Origin of the sequence: Tunturiibacter lichenicola (genome assembly GCF_051013355.1) — a bacterium.
GTDB classification, from domain to species: Bacteria; Acidobacteriota; Terriglobia; order Terriglobales; family Acidobacteriaceae; genus Edaphobacter; species Edaphobacter lichenicola_F.
Genome location: NZ_CP132944.1, coordinates 4535230 through 4558280, shown reverse-complemented (window position 1 = coordinate 4558280; position 23051 = coordinate 4535230). Strand labels below are relative to the sequence as shown.

Annotated in this window: 18 protein-coding genes; 10 read left to right on the top strand and 8 right to left on the bottom strand. The window is 58.1% G+C overall.

Features of this window, described 5'->3' with window-relative positions; all coding sequences use genetic code 11:
* Positions 1 to 118 precede the first annotated feature (118 nt).
* Entirely contained in the window at positions 119 to 1417 is a 1299-nt protein-coding gene (locus RBB82_RS19060; protein WP_433972323.1) for an amidohydrolase family protein, read from the bottom strand.
* A gap of 128 nt (positions 1418 to 1545) precedes the next feature.
* Here RBB82_RS19060 and RBB82_RS19055 point away from each other — a divergent pair, with 128 nt between their 5' ends.
* Entirely contained in the window at positions 1546 to 1854 is a 309-nt protein-coding gene (locus RBB82_RS19055; protein ID WP_433972322.1) for a DUF6582 domain-containing protein, read from the top strand.
* Between the two features lie 222 nt (positions 1855 to 2076).
* Here RBB82_RS19055 and RBB82_RS19050 read toward each other — a convergent pair whose 3' ends face one another.
* Positions 2077 to 3903: an ABC-F family ATP-binding cassette domain-containing protein gene (locus RBB82_RS19050; protein ID WP_433972321.1), complete on the bottom strand. Its 1827-nt coding sequence runs from the start codon at positions 3901 to 3903 to the stop codon at positions 2077 to 2079.
* Between the two features lie 184 nt (positions 3904 to 4087).
* Between RBB82_RS19050 and RBB82_RS19045 the strand changes: the two genes are divergently transcribed.
* Complete coding sequence (locus RBB82_RS19045; RefSeq protein WP_433972320.1) at positions 4088 to 4600, top strand: carboxypeptidase-like regulatory domain-containing protein; 513 nt, start codon at positions 4088 to 4090, stop codon at positions 4598 to 4600.
* Positions 4601 to 4741: 141 nt separating this feature from the next.
* Here RBB82_RS19045 and RBB82_RS19040 read toward each other — a convergent pair whose 3' ends face one another.
* Together RBB82_RS19040 and bshC are read right to left on the bottom strand one after the other, a co-directional pair.
* Positions 4742 to 5050 (bottom strand): hypothetical protein, encoded by a 309-nt coding sequence (locus RBB82_RS19040; protein ID WP_433972319.1) that lies wholly within the window; start codon positions 5048 to 5050, stop codon positions 4742 to 4744.
* A 293-nt stretch (positions 5051 to 5343) separates the two neighbouring features.
* A complete protein-coding gene (gene bshC, locus RBB82_RS19035) occupies positions 5344 to 6972 on the bottom strand; it encodes a bacillithiol biosynthesis cysteine-adding enzyme BshC (RefSeq protein WP_433972318.1) in 1629 nt (542 codons plus the stop codon).
* Positions 6973 to 7100: 128 nt separating this feature from the next.
* Here bshC and RBB82_RS19030 point away from each other — a divergent pair, with 128 nt between their 5' ends.
* The 4 genes from RBB82_RS19030 to RBB82_RS19015 all read left to right on the top strand — a co-directional run bounded on the left by RBB82_RS19030 (position 7101) and on the right by RBB82_RS19015 (position 11210).
* Positions 7101 to 7763 (top strand): NUDIX hydrolase, encoded by a 663-nt coding sequence (locus tag RBB82_RS19030; RefSeq protein ID WP_433972317.1) that lies wholly within the window; start codon positions 7101 to 7103, stop codon positions 7761 to 7763.
* Between the two features lie 298 nt (positions 7764 to 8061).
* Positions 8062 to 8283, top strand: coding sequence for a cold-shock protein (locus RBB82_RS19025; protein ID WP_433972316.1), 222 nt, complete (start codon positions 8062 to 8064; stop codon positions 8281 to 8283).
* A 128-nt stretch (positions 8284 to 8411) separates the two neighbouring features.
* On the top strand, positions 8412 to 10157 hold the full coding sequence (polX, locus tag RBB82_RS19020) for a DNA polymerase/3'-5' exonuclease PolX (protein WP_433972315.1): 1746 nt from the start codon (positions 8412 to 8414) through the stop codon (positions 10155 to 10157).
* Positions 10158 to 10475: 318 nt separating this feature from the next.
* Complete coding sequence (locus RBB82_RS19015) at positions 10476 to 11210, top strand: hypothetical protein (protein WP_433972314.1); 735 nt, start codon at positions 10476 to 10478, stop codon at positions 11208 to 11210.
* A gap of 171 nt (positions 11211 to 11381) precedes the next feature.
* Here the strand turns inward: RBB82_RS19015 and RBB82_RS19010 are convergent, their stop codons facing one another.
* Positions 11382 to 12047, bottom strand: a complete 666-nt coding sequence (locus tag RBB82_RS19010; RefSeq protein ID WP_433972313.1) for a hypothetical protein — start codon at positions 12045 to 12047, stop codon at positions 11382 to 11384.
* A gap of 215 nt (positions 12048 to 12262) precedes the next feature.
* On the opposite strand from RBB82_RS19010, the gene RBB82_RS19005 reads away from it, so the two are divergent.
* Entirely contained in the window at positions 12263 to 14350 is a 2088-nt protein-coding gene (locus tag RBB82_RS19005; RefSeq protein ID WP_433972312.1) for a winged helix-turn-helix domain-containing tetratricopeptide repeat protein, read from the top strand.
* 173 nt (positions 14351 to 14523) lie between these two features.
* Entirely contained in the window at positions 14524 to 14712 is a 189-nt protein-coding gene (locus tag RBB82_RS19000) for a hypothetical protein (RefSeq protein WP_433972311.1), read from the top strand.
* Between the two features lie 256 nt (positions 14713 to 14968).
* Here the strand turns inward: RBB82_RS19000 and RBB82_RS18995 are convergent, their stop codons facing one another.
* A complete protein-coding gene (locus tag RBB82_RS18995; RefSeq protein ID WP_433972310.1) occupies positions 14969 to 15346 on the bottom strand; it encodes an RrF2 family transcriptional regulator in 378 nt (125 codons plus the stop codon).
* A 94-nt stretch (positions 15347 to 15440) separates the two neighbouring features.
* Between RBB82_RS18995 and RBB82_RS18990 the strand changes: the two genes are divergently transcribed.
* On the top strand, positions 15441 to 16235 hold the full coding sequence (locus RBB82_RS18990; RefSeq protein ID WP_433972309.1) for a TIGR00282 family metallophosphoesterase: 795 nt from the start codon (positions 15441 to 15443) through the stop codon (positions 16233 to 16235).
* Between the two features lie 597 nt (positions 16236 to 16832).
* Here RBB82_RS18990 and RBB82_RS18985 read toward each other — a convergent pair.
* Positions 16833 to 18149, bottom strand: a complete 1317-nt coding sequence (locus tag RBB82_RS18985) for a hypothetical protein (protein WP_433972308.1) — start codon at positions 18147 to 18149, stop codon at positions 16833 to 16835.
* 347 nt (positions 18150 to 18496) lie between these two features.
* Entirely contained in the window at positions 18497 to 18691 is a 195-nt protein-coding gene (locus tag RBB82_RS18980) for a hypothetical protein (protein ID WP_433972307.1), read from the bottom strand.
* 313 nt (positions 18692 to 19004) lie between these two features.
* Between RBB82_RS18980 and smc the strand changes: the two genes are divergently transcribed.
* Entirely contained in the window at positions 19005 to 22892 is a 3888-nt protein-coding gene (smc, locus tag RBB82_RS18975) for a chromosome segregation protein SMC (protein ID WP_433972306.1), read from the top strand.
* Positions 22893 to 23051: the final 159 nt, after the last annotated feature.

Sequence of the window (23051 nt, the reverse complement as noted above, 5' to 3'; positions counted from 1 at the left end):
TCGCTCAAGGATATCTCATCACCTACCCCCATCCGATAAAGCTCAGCACGCAACGCGCGAATAGAGCCTCACAGTGATCAAGCCGATCGCCTTCGTAAACAACTCATCCCGAAAATCGTTACTGCTTATAAACAACCCCGTTCTTCATAACAAACACTACCTTCTTCACCACCGAGATATCCTCCAGCGGATTTCCCGGCACTGCAATTACATCTGCGTAATATCCCGCCTTCAGTTCCCCGATCAATCCACCCCAGCCCAGTAGCTTCGCTCCATTCAAAAGGTCAGCCTGTAGCACTGCGACGGGCTTCATCCCAAACTCAACCATCAACTCCAACTCCCGTGCCTGCGTCCCATGCGGAAACGGCCCCACATCGCTGCCCACAGCCATCGGCACCCCTGCGGCCAGTTGCCTCTTGAACTCCGCTGCATGGTAGACCTGCTCCTTTCGATCCCACTCCGCTCGCGCCGGCGTCGCCGCATGATCCGCAAAGTACTCAGCGATCGCAAACGTAGGCACCGCATAGATCTGCTTCTCTTTCATCGCCTTCATCGTCGCATCACTCAGCTGATACGCATGATCCACCGACGCCACACCAGCCTTCACCGCAAACCCTGTCCCCGGCTCACCAGTCGCATGCACCGCAACCCCGCGCCCCGAGCCCACACCACCACCCACTCTCTCAGCCTCTTTCACAGCCGCAGCCAACTCCGCCTCCGTGTACTGATACGGCGTACTGAACCCACCATCCCGGAACGAATCCCGTCCCGTCTCATAGACCTTCGTAAAATCCGCACCTCCCTTGCGCTGCTCCCGCATTACCTTCACAATCTCGTCACTCGAATCGGCATAGTCCGCATTCGACAGCACCTTCTGCGCCGGGTTATACCCAATCGCATCCTCATGTCCGCCGGTCAAATCGATCGCATTGCAACTCATCCTCATCCGCGGCCCCGGAATCAACCCCGAGTTGATCGCATTCCTTACCGCAACATCTGCGCAGCCCGCACCTTCGCTGCCCATATCCCGCTCGGCCGTAAATCCCGCCATCAAGTCCGCTTTTGCCGCTCCCGCAGCAATCAACGTCCTCTCTGCCACGCTCTCCTGCACCGTCTGCAGATCCTCCGTTCCCGGATGCAGAAACAAATGCACATGAGCATCGATCAATCCGGGCATCAACGTCACATCGCCAAGATCGATCACCTCGACCCCTGCAGGCCGTTCCACACGAGCCCCCACCGCAGCAATCTTCTCCCCCTCTACAAGCACCTCACCCGGAGTCACAATCTTTCCCGCAGCAACATCCAGCATCCGCGCCGCATGCAACACAACCACGTGCTGAGCCGTTCCCGCATCCTGCGCCACACAAGACGATACCGCCAGACCAACAACCATCGCACAAATAAGTTTTTTCATCGTCACAGCAGCATATCGCGAAACCACACCGATCGTGCCTCAACCTAACAACGCCGTACCGCCACCCATCATCCAAACACACATGACGCCCGTTCCGCCGCAAGCTTGGAACGAGCACCGGAGGAGAGATGAAAGCGACCTGGAAGCATCACGAAGACAACAAAGCCCTCGACGCAAAGGAACGTGCTGAACTACCGACCTCTGTCTACGCTTTTCCCGACAAGCGAAAGGAGCCGTTGAACAACGCCTCTCACGTCCGCAACGCCATCGCCCGCTTCGACCAGGTCAAAGACGTCACCGACCACGAGCGCGAACAGGCCTTTGCCAACATCAAGGCCGCCGCAAAACACTACGGCGTCGACATGATCGAAACCGATTGGCATAACTTGGGAAAAAAGCCACACACCACCAACCCCAAACACAAAAATTCCGCGTAACAAAAGAGTCGCCCCCCGCGATATCGGATGTAAACGCTTCGCGGAGAACTTTCAGAACACCACGAAAACTGAGGGACCCAACCTAACCCGATGGCCCATCCTGAACCCAGGTGATCCACAAAACACGGGTGCCCCATCCTTTGCAGTCTCATCGCAAAGGGTGGGTTATCGAGCGAAGCGACACCGCTCTCTTCACTCCGCCTCATCGCAGTGAAAAGAATCCTACCCAACCTTCTCCGTCAACTCTGCCCACCGCGCATACAGCCCATCTGCAGTCTCCTGCGCCGCCTCCATCTCAGCCAACGCCGCCGTCAATCTCGCCGCATCCACCGCCACCGCCGGATCCTCAATCAACTCCCGAGCCGTCTGCAGCCGATCCTCAGCCGCCTCCACCGCAGCTTCGATCCCCGCATACTCCCGAGCCTCCAGGTAAGAAAGCTTCTTCTTCCCGCCCGAAGCCCCATTCGATGATGTCGAAGAAGCAGCAGCCGGCGAAACCGCAACCCCAGCAGCCCCCGGAGCAATCGCCTCTTCCACCTTCACACCCCGCCACTGCTCCCACTGCGAATAATCCGCAAACATCTCCGACCCGCCCCGGCCATCCAGCCCCAGCACAATCGTCGACACCCGGTCCAGCATGTAACGGTCGTGCGTCACCAACACCAGCGCGCCCGTATACTCCAGCAAACTCTCCTCAAGAATCTCCAGCGTAGCGATATCCAGATCATTGGTCGGTTCGTCGAGCAGCAACAAATCCGCCGGCTCCAGCATCAACTTCGCAATCAGCACACGCGCGCGCTCGCCTCCACTCAATCTTTCAACAGGCTGATTCAGCTGTTCGCTCGTAAACAGAAACTTCGTCGCATAACTAGCCACATGCACGACCCTGCCCTGGTACACCACCGAATCCGAGTCAGGAGCCAGCGCACGCCGCAGCGTCACACCCTCCTCCAGCTCGCGCATCTGGCTGAAGTAGACGATCTTCAGCGAAGCCGCTTTCTTTATCGTTCCCATCGAAGGCTCCAACTCGCCAGTCAGCAACCGCAGCAACGTAGTCTTCCCACTTCCATTCGGCCCCACCAAACCAACGCGCATCCCCGAGGTCACCAGAAAATTCAGTCCTTCAACAATCTTCCGATCCCCCAGCACAACACTTACATCTTCCAACTCCACCAGCCGCTTCGTCTGCCGATCCGTCGCCGAAAAATCAATTCCCGCGCTCGACGTCTGCACCCGCGAGTTCACTTCCTTCAACTGCCCAATGAGATCCTGCGCATTGTCGATCCGCGCCTTCGCCTTCGTGCTCCTCGCCTTCGGTCCGCGCCGCAGCCAGTCCACCTCAATCTTCACGCGATTCTTCAGCGCGTCCTGCAGCTTGCTCTGCGCCTCCATGTACGCCTGCTTGCCTTCAATAAACTTTGAGTAAGTCCCCTTCACCCGCAGCAACCCCTCGGCATACACACGGTTCAACTCAACTATCTCTGTCGCAACATTCTCAAGAAAATAACGATCATGGCTGATAAGCACACAAGCAAAACTACCCTCATTCAACAACTCCTCCAGCCACGCAATCCCGGCTAAATCCAGATGGTTCGTCGGCTCATCCAGCAGCAGCACATCCGGATGCGTCACTACCGTCTCTGCAATCGCCAGCCGCTTCCTCCACCCTCCGCTCAGTCTCGCAGCCTCAGCATCCAGACTAGGAAAACCCGTCCGTCCACTCGTCTCTCGCAGACGACCCTCATGCTCGCCTTCGGAGACCTTAGCCCGTACCAGAGCAGCCTCCAACACCTCACGCACCGTCACTCCAGGCGCAAACACCGACTCCTGCTGCACATACCCAACCCGCGCCCGCTTCCGCACTGCAACATCACCGGCATCAGCGTCTTCATCCCCAGCCAACACCTTCAGCAGCGTAGACTTCCCCGCGCCATTCGGCCCAATGAGCCCAATACGATCTCCATCCGAAACGGTAAAACTGATCTCACGAAACAAAGGCGTTGCGCCGAAGGCCTTGGTCAAACCCTGCGCATTTAAGATTGGTGGCATTTCTTCAGTGTATCGTCTCCGACGAGCCATTCCTAATCGCCCACCGCAACTCCACATCCTCCTTCACCCGCGGTGGCTATATAGGAATTGCTTGAACTGGTCATAGGAATCCGAACAATCCCGCCCTATAGTTCATCCATCCATGGATGGACCTTCAACAGCGTCGAACAATTTAATTGAGCCAGTGATACCCCCTGCTGTTTGGGAGACCCGTCGCAAAGCGGGCTCCCATTCAGCAAAAACCCACCGTACCGGACCGCCGAAGCTATATTCCTGTGCGATAGGATCGCTCCTCCTCATCCTCACATGCATCCCAGTTGCGAAAGCTGAAGACACCTGCCGAGGCATCCGCGGCGCTGTCACCGACTCAGAGGGCAACCCGCTCCATCACGCACCCCTCGTCATCACCGCCCAGGCAACCGATGCGAACTTTCGCACACTCACGAAGATCGATGGAAGCTATGAGTTCTCCAGACTTCCCGTAGGAACCTACTCACTCACCCTTCAGATACCCGGCTTCCAAACCACCACTGTCTACGGGATCAAGCTGGACGCCGGCAGCAGTTTCTTTGAAAAAATCGAGATGCTCCCCGGCAAGATGACCAGCTCCACTCTCGTTCCTGCAGACGATCACGCAAGATCCTCCTGCAAGCACAAGTCCCCTGCGCACATCCCCGAGGCTCTCGCACCACGGTAAGTTCGAGCTGCGTTCGCAAACAATGAGCAGCCCCGCACCCCGCCGCCAGCGACTTATATTTAGCTTCCGCAGCCAGACGAGGGATGCAGTCTTTGCACCCTAGCTCATCTTCGAGGGAAGTCGCACATAAATTACCTCAAACTAATCCAGATCGAAGTCCCTCAATGGCCGCTCAGTCAACGGAGTCTCCTTCGCCTTCTTCACCGCCTCGGCAAACTTCTTCGCCAACACATCATCCTTATTCTTCTGCGCATCCACGCTCTGCTGAAAGATCGAATCCCTCCGCGCATCCGCATCGCGCAGCGCCTTCGCCGCCTCGCCAAAGTCTTCAAACATCTTCTTCTTCGGCGCCGACGTATGCGCAATCACCGACCGCGTCACCGGATCCACCTTCAACATCCCCCCACAATCCGGACACATCACCTCAAACGGCTGATCGCTCAATCCCATCCCACACACCTCACCCAATCATTCTAAAACCGCCAGCGCAAACTCGCTGCCATTCCACGAAATCGATCACGTGTAGGGTTAGCCACTGAGAGAAGAAAAAGATGATAGTGAGCAGGCCACAAGCAGCAGGCAAAGGCTACAAGCAGCAGGCCAAGAGCTGTCGCCTCTGCTTCTAGGTAACCCAAGGCTTTAGCCTTGGGCCTCTCAACGCCGCCCGCTAAAGGGGCTTCAGCCCCTGGTGTATGCCTTCCTGCAGCTACAGCCCGGAACAAATCCTGCAACTCGAACAACCGCTACAGCCGCACCACCACATGCCCCGGACACTGATTCCCCGCGACCCCCACCAGCTTCTCCACCAACCCATCCCCATACCGCGCCATAAACCAAACCCCCGCCACCACACGCTCCTGCGGATGCCCCCCCGGAAACACATTCAGCGTAATCGCCTGCGCATGCTTCAGCAGGCTCGCCTCTTTCTGCAACTCAAACGTAGCAGCCATCCTCCGCAGCCGATTCATCTGGTACCGCATCTTCGACCCCGACACCTTCGCCGCGCGTCCCAGCGACTCATCCATCCCCGCCAGGTACTCCGTCAACACAGCCAACTCGACCTCGACAGCATTCCCCACCGCAGCCAGTTTGCGCTTGCCCTCGATCGGCATCGCCCGCGCCCCCAGCCTCTGCGCCAAAGCCTCCGCCGTCGTCATCGCATCCGGCAACTGCACCTCATCCTTATCCATCACCGTCGCAATCGCCGGCTCCAGCAGCGTCGCGCTCAACCGCGGCAGCACCGGCGTGATCCGCCCCAGAATCGCTTCATACAAAACTGCACTCTGCGCAAAGTAAGCGATCTCTGCCGGCCCACCGATATAAGCCGCTGTCGGCAACAAAGTATCCTGAAACACCGGCCGCAGCAGCGCATTCGGACTCAGCCTTTCCGGCTGCGTCTCCAAAATCTTCAGCAACTCCGCCGTAGAATAAACACGCCCACCAGCCTTCCACTGGCTGTCCTTACCCTCTGCCACAATCCGCCGCAGAGCCACCCGATCCCCCGTCGTCTCATCCAGCAGAAACAACATCGATCCACCTTCAGCGACCAACACCTGCGCGTGATACCCAGCCCCCACCAGTTCCGCACTCCGCGCAATCAAAGCATCCTGCAACTCAGCCGCATGTTCAATCGCATATCGAAGCGTACCCGCCCCCAGCGCATGAAACTCTCGCGAAGCCGCATCCATCACGACCAGTCCCTGCTCCGCGAAAATCTTAGCGATCAACCGCCCGAACGCCATCGCAAGCGTCGGCCTCGCCTCCCCGACGGGCTCATAACACTCCCGCAGCCAATCGCTCACCGGAGCATTCTCAAGCAGTTCACTAGCCTGCTCCAACACGGCATCAAACGATGCACCCGGCACCACTCCACCCACCGGCACCGCATGCGCCACCTTCAACCCTGCACGCAGCGTCTCCACCGACGTCTTCGTCAACATCGAAACCTGATCCACCTCTTCCAGATCATGGTCCTCCGTTGCCATCCAGAACACAGGAACATGTTCAACGCCCGTAGCCCTCGTCGCATCCTTCGCCCGCGCCACCGCCGTAGCCGCCTTCAAGATCGTCAACAGCGGCCCACCGAACAGCACCACCTGCTGTCCCGTCACCACCGCACGAGCACCCGCCCGCAACTTCGCAATATTCGCCTTCGCGGCATCTCCCGCGCCAAACTCACTCGCCTGCCGCTCCAACAGATCAGCCAACGCATCGGCATGCCCCACCGACACGCCCTTCCCTATCCACTTCCCGGCAAAAGCCTCCGCGCCATACCACCGCCGCACCGTCGCGCCTTCATCCATCGCAAGGTAGTCGCGATAGATCTGCGACACATGCGGCAACACCGTGACGGGAAAACACTCAACGTTCATTCAGAACTATCCTCAATCTCATCAACCGCGGGTCAACCTGGAAGTACCGCAGCAGGCAACCATTTTTTTTGCGCTCCCCGTTGGATGCCCTCCACCCAAGTCTAGATGCAGGATGATACTTTAGCCTCATGGCCGCCCAAATAAAGAAGCCCGGAAAAAAATCTGCCAAGCCCGCCAAAATCGCTCTTCAGAACCAGTCGCCCGCCGCCGCCATCAAAAAATCCCCAGCCAACACAAAAAAATCCCGCCTCATCTCCTCCAAACTCTCTTACAAAGGCAAAGTCTTCGACGTCTACACCGACAAGGTAGTAGAGCCCGGCGGGCATCTCAACACCCGCGACGTCATCCGACACAACGGCTCCGTCGTCATCCTCGCCGTCGACGAATCCCGCAACCCAGCCGATCCCGACATAATCCTCGAGCGCCAGTACCGCCACGCCGCCGGCCAGTTCCTCCTCGAACTCCCCGCCGGCCGCGTCGAACCCGGCGAAGCCACCCTCGCCGCCGCCAAACGCGAGATGATCGAAGAGACCGGCTACCGCGCCAAACGTTGGACGCTGCTGACAAAGTACTTCGCCAGCCCCGGTTTCCTCGGCGAGTGGATGCAGATCTATCTCGCCCGCGACATCCGCGAAGGAGCCGCTGCGCCCGAGCTCGACGAGCAGATCGAGATCCTCCGCGTCCCACTCTCTGAAGCACTGGCACTCATCGCCGCAAACAAGATCCACGACGGCAAAACCCTCATCGGCCTCATGCTCTACGACGCTGCCCGACGCGCCGGCCGCCTCTGACCCAAGCACCACTCCCCACTGCAAGCACGACACCGCAGCGGAGCTGCTTACCATATGAAATTTTGACATATCCACAAATCGTTTTATATCTGTGCATCGCGCAAAAATGTGGGGAATAACCAATAAACACGCAAGTAACCAAATTCATGGTTTTCGTCAAAAAGTAGACATCGGCCAACGGATGCAGAAAACTCGCATCGCTCCGTTTGCGTCACAGTCTTTAGAACGGCATTACCGCTGAGGTACTTTCACTTGGCGGGAACGACGCTCAATACGAGATACGAATGGGAGCGGCTCAGTGGCACAATACAAGGGCACAGTTAAGTGGTTCAACAACGCAAAAGGCTACGGGTTTCTAGGCCGCGAAGGCGGAGCAGACGTCTTCGTTCACTACAGCTCCATCCAGCGCGAAGGCTATAAAAGCCTCAAAGAAGGCGATGAGGTAGAGTTCGACATCATTCAGGGCAGCAAAGGTCCCCAGGCCGACCAGGTAGCACGGCTGAAAGAAGTGGCCTCCTAGTATCTAACTCTTCCAGTCAGCGCCGAGAGCTCCACCCTGGGCCCCCACTCGGCCTGCCTCTTTCTGCCTTTCCTCCGGACAATGTTGCATACTTGCTCAGTGACCCCTGCGGTCGCTGACGAACACTCATGGACAATATCTCGATCGCACGCCTTCTCGACGAAACTGCCTCCCTCCTCGAGATCGACGCAGCTGACACCTTCCGCATCCGCTCCTACCGACGGGCAGCCGAGGCAGTCGAGCAGCAAACCACCCAACTCTCGACCCTCGCCGACGACCCCAAGGCCCTCCTCACCATCCCCGGCATCGGCAAAGGCATGGCCGCCAACATCCAGGCTCTCCTCGCCACCGGCACCATGCCCCTGCGCGAAGAGCTCCTCCAAAAATACAAGCCCACCATGCTCGAACTCCTGCGCCTCCCCGGCATGGGCCCCAAAACCGTCGCTCTCGTCTGGTCCTCCTGCCAGGTCTGCGACATCGATGGCCTCGAAGCAGCCGCCAAAGCCGGTCACCTCACCAAGCTCCCCCGCATGGGCGAAAAGTTCGTCACCAAGCTCCTCAAAGGCATCGAAGACCACCGTAAAAACTCCAGCCGCTTCCGCATCGACAAGGCCCAGCAGCACGCCGACACCATCATCACCCTCATCCGCGCCTTCCCCGGCATCGACGAGATCACCCCCGCCGGCTCCCTCCGTCGCGGCCGCGAGACCGTAGGAGACCTCGACCTCCTCGCCACCGGCCCCGCCTGCGAGCCAGACGTAGTCAGCGCAGCCGTCGAGCACGTCGCCAACCTCCCTCTCATCGACAAGCTCATCGCCAAAGGCCAAAACAAAGTCTCGTTCACCCTCCGCAACAACCTCCAGGTCGACGTCCGTCTCCTCCCTCGCTCCAGCTACGGAGCCGCCCTCCAATACTTCACCGGCAGCAAGATGCACAACGTAGCCCTTCGTCAGCGCGCCATCAAGCGCGGCCTCACCCTCAGCGAATACGCCCTCCTGCGCCTACAAGACAACGTCATCGTCGCCTCAGCCAGCGAAGAGGCCATCTACAACGCCCTGGACCTCGACTACATCCCCCCCGAGCTCCGCGAAAACGGCGGCGAACTCGACGCAGCGGCCAATCACACACTCCCGCAGCTCATCACCATCGCGGACATTCGCGGCGACCTCCACATGCACACCAACGCCACCGACGGCCGCGACACCATCCGTCAGATGGCCGAAGCAGCCCTCGCCCGCGGCCTCGCCTACATCGCCATCACCGACCACAGCAAAAACCTCGCCATGACCAACGGCCTCGACGACACCCGCGCCCTCGCCCACGTCAAGCGCATCCGCGAAGTCGACACCGAAATGGAAGGCCGCATCCGCATCCTCCCCGGCATCGAGGTCGACATCCTCGCCGACGGCGCCCTCGACCTCGAAGACTCCACCCTCGCCCAGATGGACATCGTCGTAGCCAGCGTCCACTCCCACTTCAATCAACCCGCCGAAGAGATGACAGCCCGAGTCCTCCGCGCCATCGAAAACCCGTACGTCCGCATCCTAGGCCACCCCACCGGACGCAAGGTCCTCGGCCGCGAGCCCTACGCCATCAACATCGACACCATCTTAAAATCCGCAGCACAAAAAGGCGTAGCGGTCGAGCACAACGCCAGCCCCGCCCGCGCCGACCTCAACGACCTCCACCTCCGCCTCGCCAAGCAGCACGGCTGCAAGATCGTAGTCAACACCGACGCCCACGCCACCGAAGAGCTCGACCAGATCCGTTACGGCATCACCCAGCTCCGCCGCGCCTGGCTCACCCCCGCCGACATCCTCAACACCCAGCCCACCGCCGAAGCCCTCCTCCAAAACCTCCGCCCCAAACCCTGACCACGCTCCACTTCTTTTCTTTCCACAACGAAGCCTGCCTTTTTGTTGTCATTCCACAACGAAGTCTGTCTTTTTGTTGTCATTCCGCAGCGAAGCGGAGGGATCTGCTGTTGTAGTGCTGTTGCACGTGCCTTTGCCATCCACTTCTTGTCATTCCACAACGAAGTCTGCCTTTTTGTTGTCATTCCGTAGCGAAGCGGAGGAATCTGCCTCTGCCCTTGCCGTTGCCTGTCCTGAACCAACAAAACCCAGCCAGGGAACATCCAAACAGGAAATCACGTACACACCATCAGCACCCAAGGAAGACCAGGAGAGCCCATGCGTAAATCACTCTGGTACGTCCTCACCTTTGCCCTGGCCATCACCCTCCCCGCCAACGCCGTAAAAGTCATCGCCCAGACAAAGCCCGAAGCCGAACCGCACACCCCATCCATGGACTGCGGCGACGACGACAAGCCCGTCACCACGCACGACTTCGCCACCCTCCCCAGCGACATCCTCAAGCCTCACCACCTTGAATTCGCGCGCCCCTTCGACAGCAGCGGAAGGCTCACCGTGCACATCTGTCGCGCCGACCTCCGCCTCCGCACCGATCCCAACGCCAAGCAACTCAAGCTCACCGTCGAGCTCAACACCCAATCAGACACCTACACCGTCGCTGACTACATCCAGACCCTCCGCGTCCAGCCCGACACCGGCGTCATTCAACTCAAATTCCCCAAAGCAGCCCACGCCGCCGTAACCCTCACCATGCCCATGGGGCCGAACTCCTCCAATGAATTCAACCTCGGCGATGGCGATCTCGACTTCAACGCCACCGGCAGCTCCGGCAACCGCGAGATCAACGTAGGCATGGGCCACATGCAGCTTGTCCTCGACAACGACAAGAGCTACTCCAAGATGGAAGTCAACGTTGGCATGGGCACGCTCCACGATCATCGCCCCGGCGGCCACGACGGACACTTCGTCGTCAGCAAAGAATACGCAGGCACCGGCTCCGGATCACTCGAGATCAACGTAGGCATGGGCTCCCTCGACATCCGCAACGACTAGAGCAACGCCGCCGCAGTTGTGGAGGTCGCTTCCTTGTTGTCATTCCCAAAGGGGAATCTGCGTTTGCAGCCTCGAACACAATAAGAAAAATCGCCATGACTCGACGGCAATCAGTAACAACGTAAAGCCCAGGCCCGGAAGTGGTCGTCTACCTTCCGGGCCATCTTGCATCTACTTGAAGAAGGTAGGACTGTCCGTTGTAATTTTGGTCCCGAAGACATCGCCGTTCAGCACATACAGCGATTTGCCGTTCTGGTCGAACTGCTCGACGCTGAATGTCCCCTGGAACGAGTCTTTCCCCGCACCGAGGGTGACAATCTCCTGGATGTACCCAGGGCCAATGTATGTGTTCAGCGGTTCCTTGGTCTTTGGATTCACCACGATGTTCCCCTTCGCATCCACAGTCAGACCGGACCAGCTCATCGTGTAGTGAGCAAGTTTGTAGCTCGATGCCCCCGTCTGCTTCCAGGTCCCAAGGCAGAAGTTCGTCGTCACAGGATCGCGACCGGAGTTCAGAATCTCAGTTCCATCGCTATGCCAGGCTGAAAATCCCTGATCCAGCACAGTGTAGTCCGGGATCCCGAACGCCTGGTTGCCTCGCGAAAGCACCTTGATCCGCCAGAGCCCTACGATCGGATTCTGTACAGCAGCAGAGCTCGAATCCTGACCGCCTGCCCAGGTCAATCCGGAACCAAAAACATAGGCCATCGGTTTCAGGCTACCCCTTGCTTGTATGCCCGGGTTGAAACCGCATCCGGCCCTCGCGACCGGTGCAAAACTCGTTCCCAAGGCGACGACTCCGAGAGCCACGGTAAGTGCGCTGAACTTCGGTCTCATAACAATTCTCCTCTTGACGCCGACTCTTGCCGACGAGGAGAACCTAGCACCCACCACCTGAATCTCGTCATGAGTTCATCATGAGGTCTTCCTCATCTCACATGAGGATCCAAACCACCTGAAAACAATAAGACAAGCGCTCTCATCGGGCTGCAAGAATCGGGGTGGCCCATCCTCGCGGTCTCATACAAAGGGCAAGTCATTGAAGAAATCGGGTGGCCCATCCTTTGCAGTCTCACCGCAAAGTGTGGGTTATTCGCGAAGCGAACCCCACTCCTCAAATCACCCACTCCTCCGGGCGATTCGGAGCAGAGAACTATAATCATCTTCCAATGTTCGACAGCCAGCAGCGAGAACTGTCGTCTGCCGTTCGCTTCGGGGACTACGAGCTCGACCCCAGGCGCGGCGTCCTGTCTCGCAACGGGGTCGCGCTCAAGCTACAACCTCAACCATTCCGCGTGCTCGTGCTCCTCGTAGCCCGTGCGCCCGACATCGTCACCCGCGAACAGCTCAGCGACTACGTCTGGCACGACGGCGTTTACGTCGATATCGACCAGAGCCTGAACTTCTGCATTCGCCAGATTCGTTCCGTACTGAATGACAGCGCCTCCAACCCCACTTTCGTCGACACCCTCCCCAAACAGGGCTATCGCTTCATCGCCGCCATCCACCACGAGGCTCCGGATCCGCTCCTGCCCGCTCCAATCCCTGCCGTTCCAATCTCAGCCGCTCCTGACCCGCCGGAGCCCACGCGAAACGGTTTAAATCACACAGCTCTCGCCGAAACACCGCCAGAAAGCAAAACGCAACCCTCAAGCCACACACCCCAGGGAACCACATCCACCTCACACTCCCGACTCTGGCTTCTGGCCGCAATCGCTCTTGCCCTCGCAGTCGTCGGCATCATCCTCGGCACACGCATCATGCGCAATCGCTCCCTCGTCGCAACACCTAAAATCACCTCTCTCGCCGTCCTTCCTCTCGACAACCTCTCCGGCGACCCCGCCCAGAACTACTTCGCCGACGGCATGACCGACGAGCTCACCACCATGCTCGCGAAGAACTCCACCCTCCGCATCGTCTCCCGAACCTCCGCCATGCAATACAAGGGCGCCCATCGCCCCCTCCCCGAGATAGCCCGCGAACTCGGCGTCGACGGTGTCCTCGAAGGCTCAATCGCCCGCACCGGCGACAAAGTCCACATGACCATCCAGCTCATCCAGGCACCCACCGACACGCACCTCTGGGCCGAGAGCTACGACCGCAACGCAAACGACGTCGTCACTCTGCCCAAAGAAGCCGCCCAGACCATCGCAAAGCGGCTTGGCACCTCCACTCTTCAACCCGCTCCCACTCAATATGTAAATCCCGAAGCCCACGACGCCTACCTCCGCGGGCGCTATATCTGGTTTCAGGGCGACAACGAAGCAGCAGGCAAGTACTTCCGAAGAGCAATCGAACTGCAACCGGACTACGCACCCGGCTGGGCTGGCCTTGCCACCTACTACGGTCAAGGCGCCTTCGATAATCTCGACCCAAGAGTTGCCATTCCAAAGGCAATCGAAGCAGCCAACAAAGCAGTTGCACTCGATCCCTCGCTTCCCTGGGCGCACCTCGCGCTTGGCGCGAACATGTTCTTTAATTGGAATTGGCCACAAGCAGAGCAGGAGATCGAACACGCGATTGAACTCAATCCCGACTTTGCCGAGCCCTATCACTTCCACGCAAAGGTGTTGAACGCACTCGGCCGCAACAGCGAAGCCATCGAATCGGAAAAAAAGGCGATGGAACTCGATCCGTTTGAGCGACCCTTTGGCATGGCTCTGGCCTTGAGCTCCGCGCGGCAATACGACGCCGCAATTGACGACGTTCGTTCAAGACTGGAAGCTACACCTCAGGACGCCATGCTTCACTGGATGCTCTGCGACACCTACCGCCGCAAAGGCCAACTAGAGAAGGCAGTCCAGGAGTGGGAGACGGCTTCACTGCTGTCGGGCGACAAGAAAGAGGCTGCTGAAATTCGGAGCACCTATGAGAAGGGTGGCTATAACGCCCTGCTCCTTCGGCAGGTAAACAACTTCAAGAAAAAATCCACCTCTCAATACGTCTCGCCCATGGAGTTCGCCCTTCAATACGCCCAACTCGGTCGTCGTGAGGAGACTCTCACGATGCTGGAAGAGGCATATCAGCAAAAGGCGCCATATCTCCTCTGGGTACAAGACGACCCCGCCTACGACTTCCTCCACACCGACGAACGCTACCGCGCCCTCATCAAAAAAACCGGACTCCCGCCGATGTATTGATCTTGAAGCCAGCTCTCCGCAGCCGCCTGCTGCCTTGATAGTTGATCATCTCCGCCAATCCAAAAAAACGTGTGTTGTACGATTTGGGTGTGACTCCAAAGTCTGCAAGGTTCGGCTTAATGCCCGAACCGAGCGAACGTCATTGTCGTTTGATAGAGAAACATAGGAGTGTGATGGGGCGTTTTCGACGATGGTGGATGGGCTATCAAGCAATAGCCTTCGTAATTCTCATTCCGATCATGTCCTACCATGTGATCGCGGAGCATCTGCCCAAGAAGATTTTGTTATTTGTCATCCCCTGCTATCTTCTTCTGGCTTGGTCTTACTTCACCATCTTCAAGAATCTATCAAACCCAAAATAGTTATTTGTACTGAGGCGATATGCACCATCCCGAAGAAATATTCAAATCACTTGGCGTATTTTTCGGCCTCTAAATAACGGCCATTTAACGACCACATCCACCACGCATCTCACCACGTTTCCACCACAAAAAACCACGCAAAAGTCACCACTTTTCCCGCAACCCCCACGAAAAAGCCCAGCAAAGACAGCAAAGCCCCGGTTCTCACCAGGGCCCACTTTTTTTCGGAAAAAATCCGCACCCAACCCCAAAAAATTTACTTCGTCTTCTTCAATCTCTTCACCACGCCGGCCAGCGAATGCTCGTTCATCGCCTTCACCGCATCTGCCCGCACCTTTTTGATCCATACGCTGACAGCCTTGTCTTCGATACTCAACCAATCCCCTGCTGTCGCTTCGAACACATCCCCAAGTCCGATCTGTTTTGCTGGAATCGTTAGCTTTGCACCTCCATGTGGCCCCTTCTTCTGCTCGATCAAACCCGCTTTATGCAGCAGCAGAAAGGTCCGTCTGACCATCACAGCGCTCTCCTTCAGCGCCTCCGCGATTGCCGCCGATGTATGCATCGCATCAGGCTCACTCGCCAGCACCGCCAACACCCGCACGCTCAATTGGAATCGCCCACTCTGTGCCATGCTCAAAAAACTAACACACCAGACGCCCGATCCAATCCCTCTATCGCCATATCTACCACCATTTCTCCACTGCCCCACCATGTAAACTTCTCAAGTGAACATCCTTTTTGTCGGCGACGTCTTTGGCTCCGCCGGTCGCCACATCGTCCGCGAACACCTCCCGCACGTCCTTGAAACCAACGCCGTCGACCTCCTCGTCATCAACGGAGAGAACGCCGCTGGCGGCTTCGGCATCACCCCGTCCATCGCCGAAGATCTCTTCGACCTCGGCGCCCACGTCATCACCACCGGCAATCACATCTGGGACAAGCGCGAGATCTTCGAGTACATGACCGTCCCCGCGGACTCCCACGTCCGCGGCCGCCGCGTCCTCCGGCCCGCTAACTACGCCGTCGGCACCCCCGGCTTCGGCGTCTACCAGGGCGAGCTCCCCAACGGCCAGACCTACGCCGTCATGAACCTGCAATGCCGCGTCTTCATGTCCTCCTGCGACGACCCCTTCCGCAAGGCCGACGAACTCCTCAGCAAGATCACCGCAAAGGTCATCCTCCTCGACCTCCACGGCGAGGCAACCAGCGAAAAGGTAGCTCTCGGCTGGTACCTCGACGGCCGCATCACCGCTCTCCTCGGCACCCACACTCACATCCCCACAGCCGACGAGCGCGTCCTCCCCAACGGCACCGCCTACCAGACCGACGTTGGTATGTCCGGCCCCTACGACTCCGTCATCGGAGTAGAAAAAGAGTTAGTCCTGGCCCGCTTCCTCACCGGCATGCCCGGCAAATTCGAACCCGCCAAGGGCAACCCAAAGATGTGCGCCGCCCTCATCTCCTGCGACGGAGCCACAGGCCGCGCCCACCACATCCAGCGCATCATGCTCGGCGAGTAAACACCTCCCACAGAGCCTCCACCCATCGCCAGCGCCGTTCCTTAGATTGTTGTCATCCCGTAGGGATCTGCTTTTGCCGTTGTTGCTGTTGCCTGTTCTTTTGTTGTCATCCCGCAGGGATCTGCTTTTGCGGTCTTCTTCACTGCCCTTTGTTGTTATCCCGCAGGGATCTGCTTTTGTCTACTCCTTTTACGCACCGCTTCTTGTCGCATCCAAAACCTGTCAAGCCCCAAAACAGGTAAAATCCGCGCCAATCCAGCACATTCGCGTGGCGTATGAGTTCCACCCAGCTAGCTATAATGGAAATAGAGTCAAAAAAAGATCCCGTTATCCACGGGATCTTTTTTATTGAAGGGTGATCGAGACGTAAGTTATTTGTTTGCACATATTTGCGCATAAGTCTTTTATTTTCTCATATTTAGGCGGGGAATACTCGCTATAAAATATTGTAAATAAATGACTTACGCAAAGGTAATGGGAGGGGGGCCCCTTGTAAGGGGAGAACTGAACAGAGCAGGAACGGCGCATACGAGCAGTTATCTCTACACGCAGAAGAGGCAGCCCGAAGGCTGCCTCTTCCTGCAAACCAACATCAGTTTAGTGATGTGGTGCTGTGTGATGCACTGGAGCCTTGGCCGGAGTCTTCTTCGGCTCAACGATAGCACCATCACTCATTGTGATCATGATCGGGCTAGGCGTAAACGAAGCGTACGTTCCGCTGACAGTCGCCTTCGCACCAACCGCAGGAGGAGTCTTCAACGGAGCAGTCAGCTGGAACGTGAAGTCCGCCGTCTTCGACTGAACCGCATCATCCGAGACCGCAACCTGCAAGGCAGTATCGGTTACCGCAATGACCAGCGTATCCGGGAACTGAACTGACTTGCCTTTGATCGTGTCCCAGACCTTTGCCGAATCCTCAGGCTTACCATTGGCAAGGATGAACTCCTTGTCGCTGATTGCCAGCGTTGCCAGGTCAGGCGTGCTCGAGATCACTTGGGCCACGATATCGGCGGGCGACGGTGCAGGCTTGATCTTGAAGTCGGCAGGAGGATCCAGATTCGTCTGAACAGCAGCCGTCACAGCTTCGTAACCTTCATCGGAGCCGTGGTACTTCTTGTAGCAGAACTTCGCCAGCGGAAGCATCTGGCTCTTGTACGGCTCTGGCGCAAAGGCGGCCGCGCGCGAGGCGTACCAAGTGCAGTTCACATAGTCAGGCGGAGTCTCCTGATAGAACGCTTGGCCCAGGGTGTAGGTATCCTGAAGCATCGGTCCGGGAACCTGAGTCTGCGCCACGGGGACGCTGTGCAGTTCATCTTTGAAGTCTTTAACGGCCGTCGCTGCGTCCTTCTTGTTCAACGCGGCTTCGGCGATCGCACGATCGAACACGGGGGTTGCAGTTGACTTCAGCTTTTCGAAGTCTGCATCGCTCATACCGGTAGGCTTGGTCGTTACCCCAAGGCCCTTCTGCCCGAATTCGGCTGCCTTGTCCAACGCTGCCTGCTTCGCAGTGGGGTCGGTCGCCTGGTCTGCGGCCTGATCGCGGAAGTAAACCTCAAAGGTCAGCGCGCGAAGATTGTTTGGATCGACCTGCAGCAGCCTGTCGGCCGCATCAAGGGTCTTCGTTGGATCGAACGCGCTATAAGCCAGCATCAGCTGCTCCAGCACCGACGCCTTCAGGGTCGACTGCGGATACGCCGTAAGATACTGCTCAAGCGCCGGCGCCTTGGTCTGCGGCGTCGACTGCGAGATCGCATCGTTATAGGCCTTGTACTCCGCTGGAGACAATTGAACGTCGCCACCCGCCGGGGTCTGCGCGTTGGAACCGAGATTGACCTGGGTTTGTGCTACCACGGTACCCGCACCACATGCCATGCTAGCAACCGCCAGGAGAGACGCAACGACTACCTTCTTCATTCCACACTCCTCAGTAAATCTTTTCTTTCAATGTGTCACCGATTGCTTCCGGGGTCACTTAGTTATTAAGACAAAGCACAGCGCGATCATAGTGCATCAACTCTGCTCTTCGCCGTGCCTAACCCTTCGGTCAAGCGATTGAAGTGTTCGTGGCATCTCGGGATGATGATGCGGATTATAGAAACGACGTTGCACAAAACGCAAGCCGACATACTCGTTCACAGCCATAAAGGTCTTTATACACGAATGAGAACGCCGCAGTTCCATCCCACGAAAGTCTCTACGGCAATAAACAGAAACACCCTGACCAACTCTCATCGGTCAGGGTGATCATGCGGCTAGGTCAGTTACTTATGTGCATCTGACTGCTGATGTGCGTCCGTTGAATGTTCGTGCGCCTGGGTGGAGTGTTCGTGGGCCTTCACAGCATGCTCATGGGCAGCTTCGTGGTCGCCATTCGCATGGTGCTCGGCTGCTGCATGATGCGCCTTTGCAGCCTGCTCGTGGTGCTCCGCAGCCTTCTTGTGTGCGTCGTGTGCCATTGATCACCTTATTTGGAGCGTCATTTAATACTCCCGCGAACCTACGCCGCTGCATGCATCAACGTCTATATTGTGTAAGATCTCGCGCAGATTTCCCCGACATTGATGGTGAACCTGCGACGATCGGCTCAGTGCCCTGATTTTGACGGCCACCCGCTCAGGTCGCCCATTCGTAGTGTTTCAGCCTTCTTATCCACAACAGGTGGTGTTGCACCCGTTGATTCCGCGCCCAACCACAGCTACAGTTAAGTGGTCATATATCGACAGGGGCGAGTTCGCTCAAATTTGATCCTGCCGCCCTACAGAGGTGCACTTGCTCAAGCTCAAGAAAGTTCAGATACTCGGCTTCAAATCCTTCTGTGATCGTACCGAGGTTCAGCTCTCCGGCGAGGGCATTGCCGCAATCGTCGGCCCGAATGGGTGCGGCAAGTCCAACATCTCTGACGCCATCACATGGGTCCTCGGGGAACAGTCTGCCAAGAGCCTCCGTGGCATCAAGATGGAAGATGTCATCTTCGCGGGCACACGCGATCGTAAGCCCACCGGTATGGCCGAGGTTTCACTGACCCTCGTCGACCCCGAGGTATACGACGGCGCCAGCCTGCAGGACGACCCCGAGATTGTCATCGACGATAGCCTGCCCACCGATTGGGACGAGACCACCTTTCGCCAGGAACGCGCCGAAGAGACCGAAGAGGCTGTAGCCGAAGCTCAGCCTGGCACCATCATCGAAGGCGAGGCCAAGGGGCCGCACATTCTGCCGCCACCAACCGAGGCAGATGCAGCCGCCGAACTCGCTAACCCCAACAATGTCGTCCTGAAGATCCGCCGACGCAAGTTTGGCCGCGCCCCGGTCCGCGCTGGCGAACTCACCATTACTCGCCGCCTCTTCCGCTCAGGGGACAGCGAATACCTCCTCAACGGCAAGATCTGCCGCCTTCGCGACATTCAGGACATCTTCATGGGCACCGGCCTCGGAGGCGAGTCGTACGCCATCATCGGTCAGGAGCGCATCGGCCAGCTCCTCTCCGCCAAACCTCACGACCGCCGCTCTATCATCGAAGAAGCTGCCGGCATTACCCGATTCAAGACCAAAAAGCGTCTGGCCGAACTACGTCTCGAGTCTGCCCGCCAGAACCTGGCTCGCGTCAACGACATCTTCGACGAGGTCACCCGTCAGATGACCACACTGAAGCGCCAGGCGGCCAAGGCCGAGCGTTATGGCGCACTCCGCGACGAGCTCCGTACTCGCCTTCGCGTTGTTCTGGCCAGCCGCATGTCACAGCTTGACGCTGAGCAGACCGCCACGACCGAAAAGATCCTTGCACTGGCCACCCAGATCGACGCCCAGTCCGAAACGGTCGAAGCCATGGATGCTCAGCACACCGAAGGCGTCAACACGGGTTACACGCTGGATCAGCAGATTCGCGAAGCCGGCACACAGGCAAATCAGTCGGCCGTCGAGCTTGAGCGCATTACCGCTCGCTCTGCGGCCAACGCGGACCGCATCACCGAACTCACCAACCGCCTCGCCACCGGTGCTGACGACCTCGCCCAGGCCCGCGAACAGCTCGCAAGCCTCGATGGAGAGCTCGAACAGCACCGCAGCTTTCTCAACAGCGCCACTGCCGAGTCGACCGGCTCTCGCGAGGCTGCGCAGACCCACCAGTCACACGCTCAGGAGGCGGTCCGCGCCGTCGCCTCAGGGGAGCAGCAGGCCGAACAGAATCGCCGTGCCACCATGCAGCTCGTTCAGCGCATCGCCCAAACCCGCAACGAAGAGGCGCAGGCAGCAGCAGCACTCGCTGGCCTTGACCGTGAAGCAGAGCGTCTCCTATCCGAATCCGAGATCGCGAAACAGGAGCTTGAAACCCTCGGTCTTCAGCGCGGCCAGGTCAAGATGTCCTTTGAGTCCGTGACCGAACGTCTCAAGCGTCTTGAAAGCGAGATTGCCACACTTCGTAGCGAAGTCGAAGCGAATCGCAGTGAAGAGGCTCAATCGAAACGACGCGGAGATCAGCTGCGAGGGGAGGTCGCAACTCTCACAGGCCGCCATAAGTCGCTAGAAGCTCTCATCCGCGAGCACAGCTACTCTACCGACACCGTCCGCAATCTCTTCAAGACCGACGCCTACAAGCAAAACGCCGATGGGATGGCCGCCGTCGGCACACTCGCAGACTTTCTGGAAGTAGACGGTAAATATGAAAACGTCGTCGATGAGTTTCTCCGCGACGAACTCAATTATGTCGTAGTCAAATCCTGGGATGCTGCCAACGCCGGCATGCATCTCCTCCAGACAGATGTCACTGGTCGCGCCACCTTCCTCGTGCATCCCAATGACTCCCAGGCCAACTTTGCCTTCGCAGAAGGCATGAAGAGTGAAGCTCAAACTCAGATCGACGGGATCGAAGGCGTGGTGCCGCTCAAAGAGTGCATCCGTGTCCTCGACGGCTTCGGCAAGTCCCTTGAAGTCATTCTCCCGAAGCTGCGTGAAGGGTTCGTCGCGCCGGACTCCTACACCGCCAGATCATTGGCTCTGTCGAACCCCCACGCCTTCTTCCTTTCTCCTTCCGGCGAGACCTTCCATAACGTCACCGTTACCGGTGGTCGTCCCCGCACCCAAGGTCCGTTAGCCCTAAAGCGCGAACTTGCCGAAGTCCAGCAGAAGCTCGAAAAAGCGGAAGAAGAACTGGCCCAGACCGACCGCAACACCATCGAGCTTCAGCACCAGATCGCCGCTCTCCAGGCCACCATTGAGGGCAAGACCCATGAACGCCGTGATGCCGAGCGCGAGTCTGCCAACTCTGGTGCGGCTCTCCGTCAGATGGAGTCCGAAGTCTCTCGTATCGAGCGCCGCCTGCAGGATTGGGCTCTCACCAGCGAGCGCAATCGCGATGCCCGCAACCAGAAGTCAGATCTCATCGCTCGCCGTCAGCAGGAAGCCGCAGCTTTTGAGAACGAACGAAGCACCTTAGAGGCCAGCCTCGTCGCTCTTCAAGAGCAAACGGAAGAGCTGCGAAGCCGTCGCGAAGAGCTGCAGCAGGCCGCAGCAGCTGCAGCTGCTGCGCTTGCGGGTTTAGAGGAACGCCGCCGTAATGCCGCCGCCAACTTCGAGCAGACCACCCGCCTCCATAACACCCAGAATCAGCGCATGCTGCAGCTCGAGCAGCAGCTTACATCCGCCGCGGAAGAAAAAGCTAGACGAGAAGAGGAGACCGCAGCACTCACCGTCCAGCACGCCGAACTCTCCGAACTCCGCGCTACCGCCGTTGCTCAAGGGACACGCCTTACGGAAGAAGCTCATGCATTACGCGCTTCCATGACGGAACTCGACGGCCGCCTTCGCACTCTGCGTCACGAAACCGAAGCCCTTCGTGAGCAACGAGCAGCCCTTACGGCCCGCGCCGCCAAGCTCGCCTCCGACATCGAGCACATCGATGCCACCTGCCTCAACGATCTTGGGGCTGAGGCTATCTCACTCCGCGAAGACCAGACCATCGTTCGCATCGAAGGCGACGATCTTCACACCCAGGAAGAAGAGTCACGCGCCCTCAAGCAAAAGCTTGAGGCGATGGGACCAGTCAACATGATGGCCCTCGATGAATATAACGAGACCGTCACCCGTCACGGCTTTCTCGAAACTCAGCGCAAGGATCTTCTCGACTCCATCGAGAACACACAGGCCTCCATCAAGGAGATCGACGACGTCTCCCGGCTCAAGTTCGACGAGGCGTTCAAGATCATCAACGAAAACTTCTCCGTGACCTTTACAAAGCTCTTTGGCGGCGGGCAGGCCTTCATGAAGCTCACCGACGCTGAGAACTCCAACGAGAGCGGCATCGACATCGTCGCATCGCCTCCGGGCAAAAAGCTGCAGAACATCCTCCTTCTCTCCGGTGGAGAGAAGGCCTTGACTGCACTTTCTCTTCTAGTCGGAATCTTCCAGTTCCAACCCGCTCCCTTCTGCATTCTCGACGAAGTCGACGCACCGCTCGATGAAACCAACGTAGGCCGCTTCGCCAAACTCATTCACGACATGAGCGCAACCACACAGTTCGTCGTAATTACTCACAGCAAGCGAACCATGTCCCAGGCCGACGTTATCTACGGGGTCACCATGCAAGAGCCCGGCGTCTCGAAGATCGTCAGCGTCAATCTAAACCGCCGCGACTCCCCCGAAAACCGTCGTGCGGTGGCCTAAGGCCATCGTCGCCAGAGACAACCAGCTTTTGCGCAGCTGGAGCGGTTCACCACTCGCTCCAGCTTTTTTTCATACGCAACCCACCAGTAGGCGTCTTCAGCAGGCAACCGAGCCGATTTGGTCGTCGGCCCCGCTGCTCCCTAAAAACAGCTAATCTAA

Excerpts from the sequence above, each read along its gene's own strand:
- RBB82_RS19015 (WP_433972314.1), top strand. The coding sequence starts at position 10,476 with ATGCGTAAATCACTCTGGTACGTCCTCACCTTTGCCCTGGCCATCACC.
- RBB82_RS19055 (WP_433972322.1), top strand. The coding sequence starts at position 1,546 with ATGAAAGCGACCTGGAAGCATCACGAAGACAACAAAGCCCTCGACGCA.
- RBB82_RS19050 (WP_433972321.1), bottom strand. The coding sequence starts at position 3,903 with ATGCCACCAATCTTAAATGCGCAGGGTTTGACCAAGGCCTTCGGCGCA.
- RBB82_RS18980 (WP_433972307.1), bottom strand. The coding sequence starts at position 18,691 with ATGGCACACGACGCACACAAGAAGGCTGCGGAGCACCACGAGCAGGCT.
- RBB82_RS19030 (WP_433972317.1), top strand. The coding sequence starts at position 7,101 with ATGGCCGCCCAAATAAAGAAGCCCGGAAAAAAATCTGCCAAGCCCGCC.
- RBB82_RS19010 (WP_433972313.1), bottom strand. The coding sequence starts at position 12,047 with ATGAGACCGAAGTTCAGCGCACTTACCGTGGCTCTCGGAGTCGTCGCC.
- polX (WP_433972315.1), top strand. The coding sequence starts at position 8,412 with ATGGACAATATCTCGATCGCACGCCTTCTCGACGAAACTGCCTCCCTC.
- RBB82_RS19060 (WP_433972323.1), bottom strand. The coding sequence starts at position 1,417 with ATGAAAAAACTTATTTGTGCGATGGTTGTTGGTCTGGCGGTATCGTCT.
- RBB82_RS19000 (WP_433972311.1), top strand. The coding sequence starts at position 14,524 with ATGGGGCGTTTTCGACGATGGTGGATGGGCTATCAAGCAATAGCCTTC.
- RBB82_RS18995 (WP_433972310.1), bottom strand. The coding sequence starts at position 15,346 with ATGGCACAGAGTGGGCGATTCCAATTGAGCGTGCGGGTGTTGGCGGTG.
- bshC (WP_433972318.1), bottom strand. The coding sequence starts at position 6,972 with ATGAACGTTGAGTGTTTTCCCGTCACGGTGTTGCCGCATGTGTCGCAG.
- RBB82_RS19040 (WP_433972319.1), bottom strand. The coding sequence starts at position 5,050 with ATGGGATTGAGCGATCAGCCGTTTGAGGTGATGTGTCCGGATTGTGGG.
- RBB82_RS18985 (WP_433972308.1), bottom strand. The coding sequence starts at position 18,149 with ATGAAGAAGGTAGTCGTTGCGTCTCTCCTGGCGGTTGCTAGCATGGCA.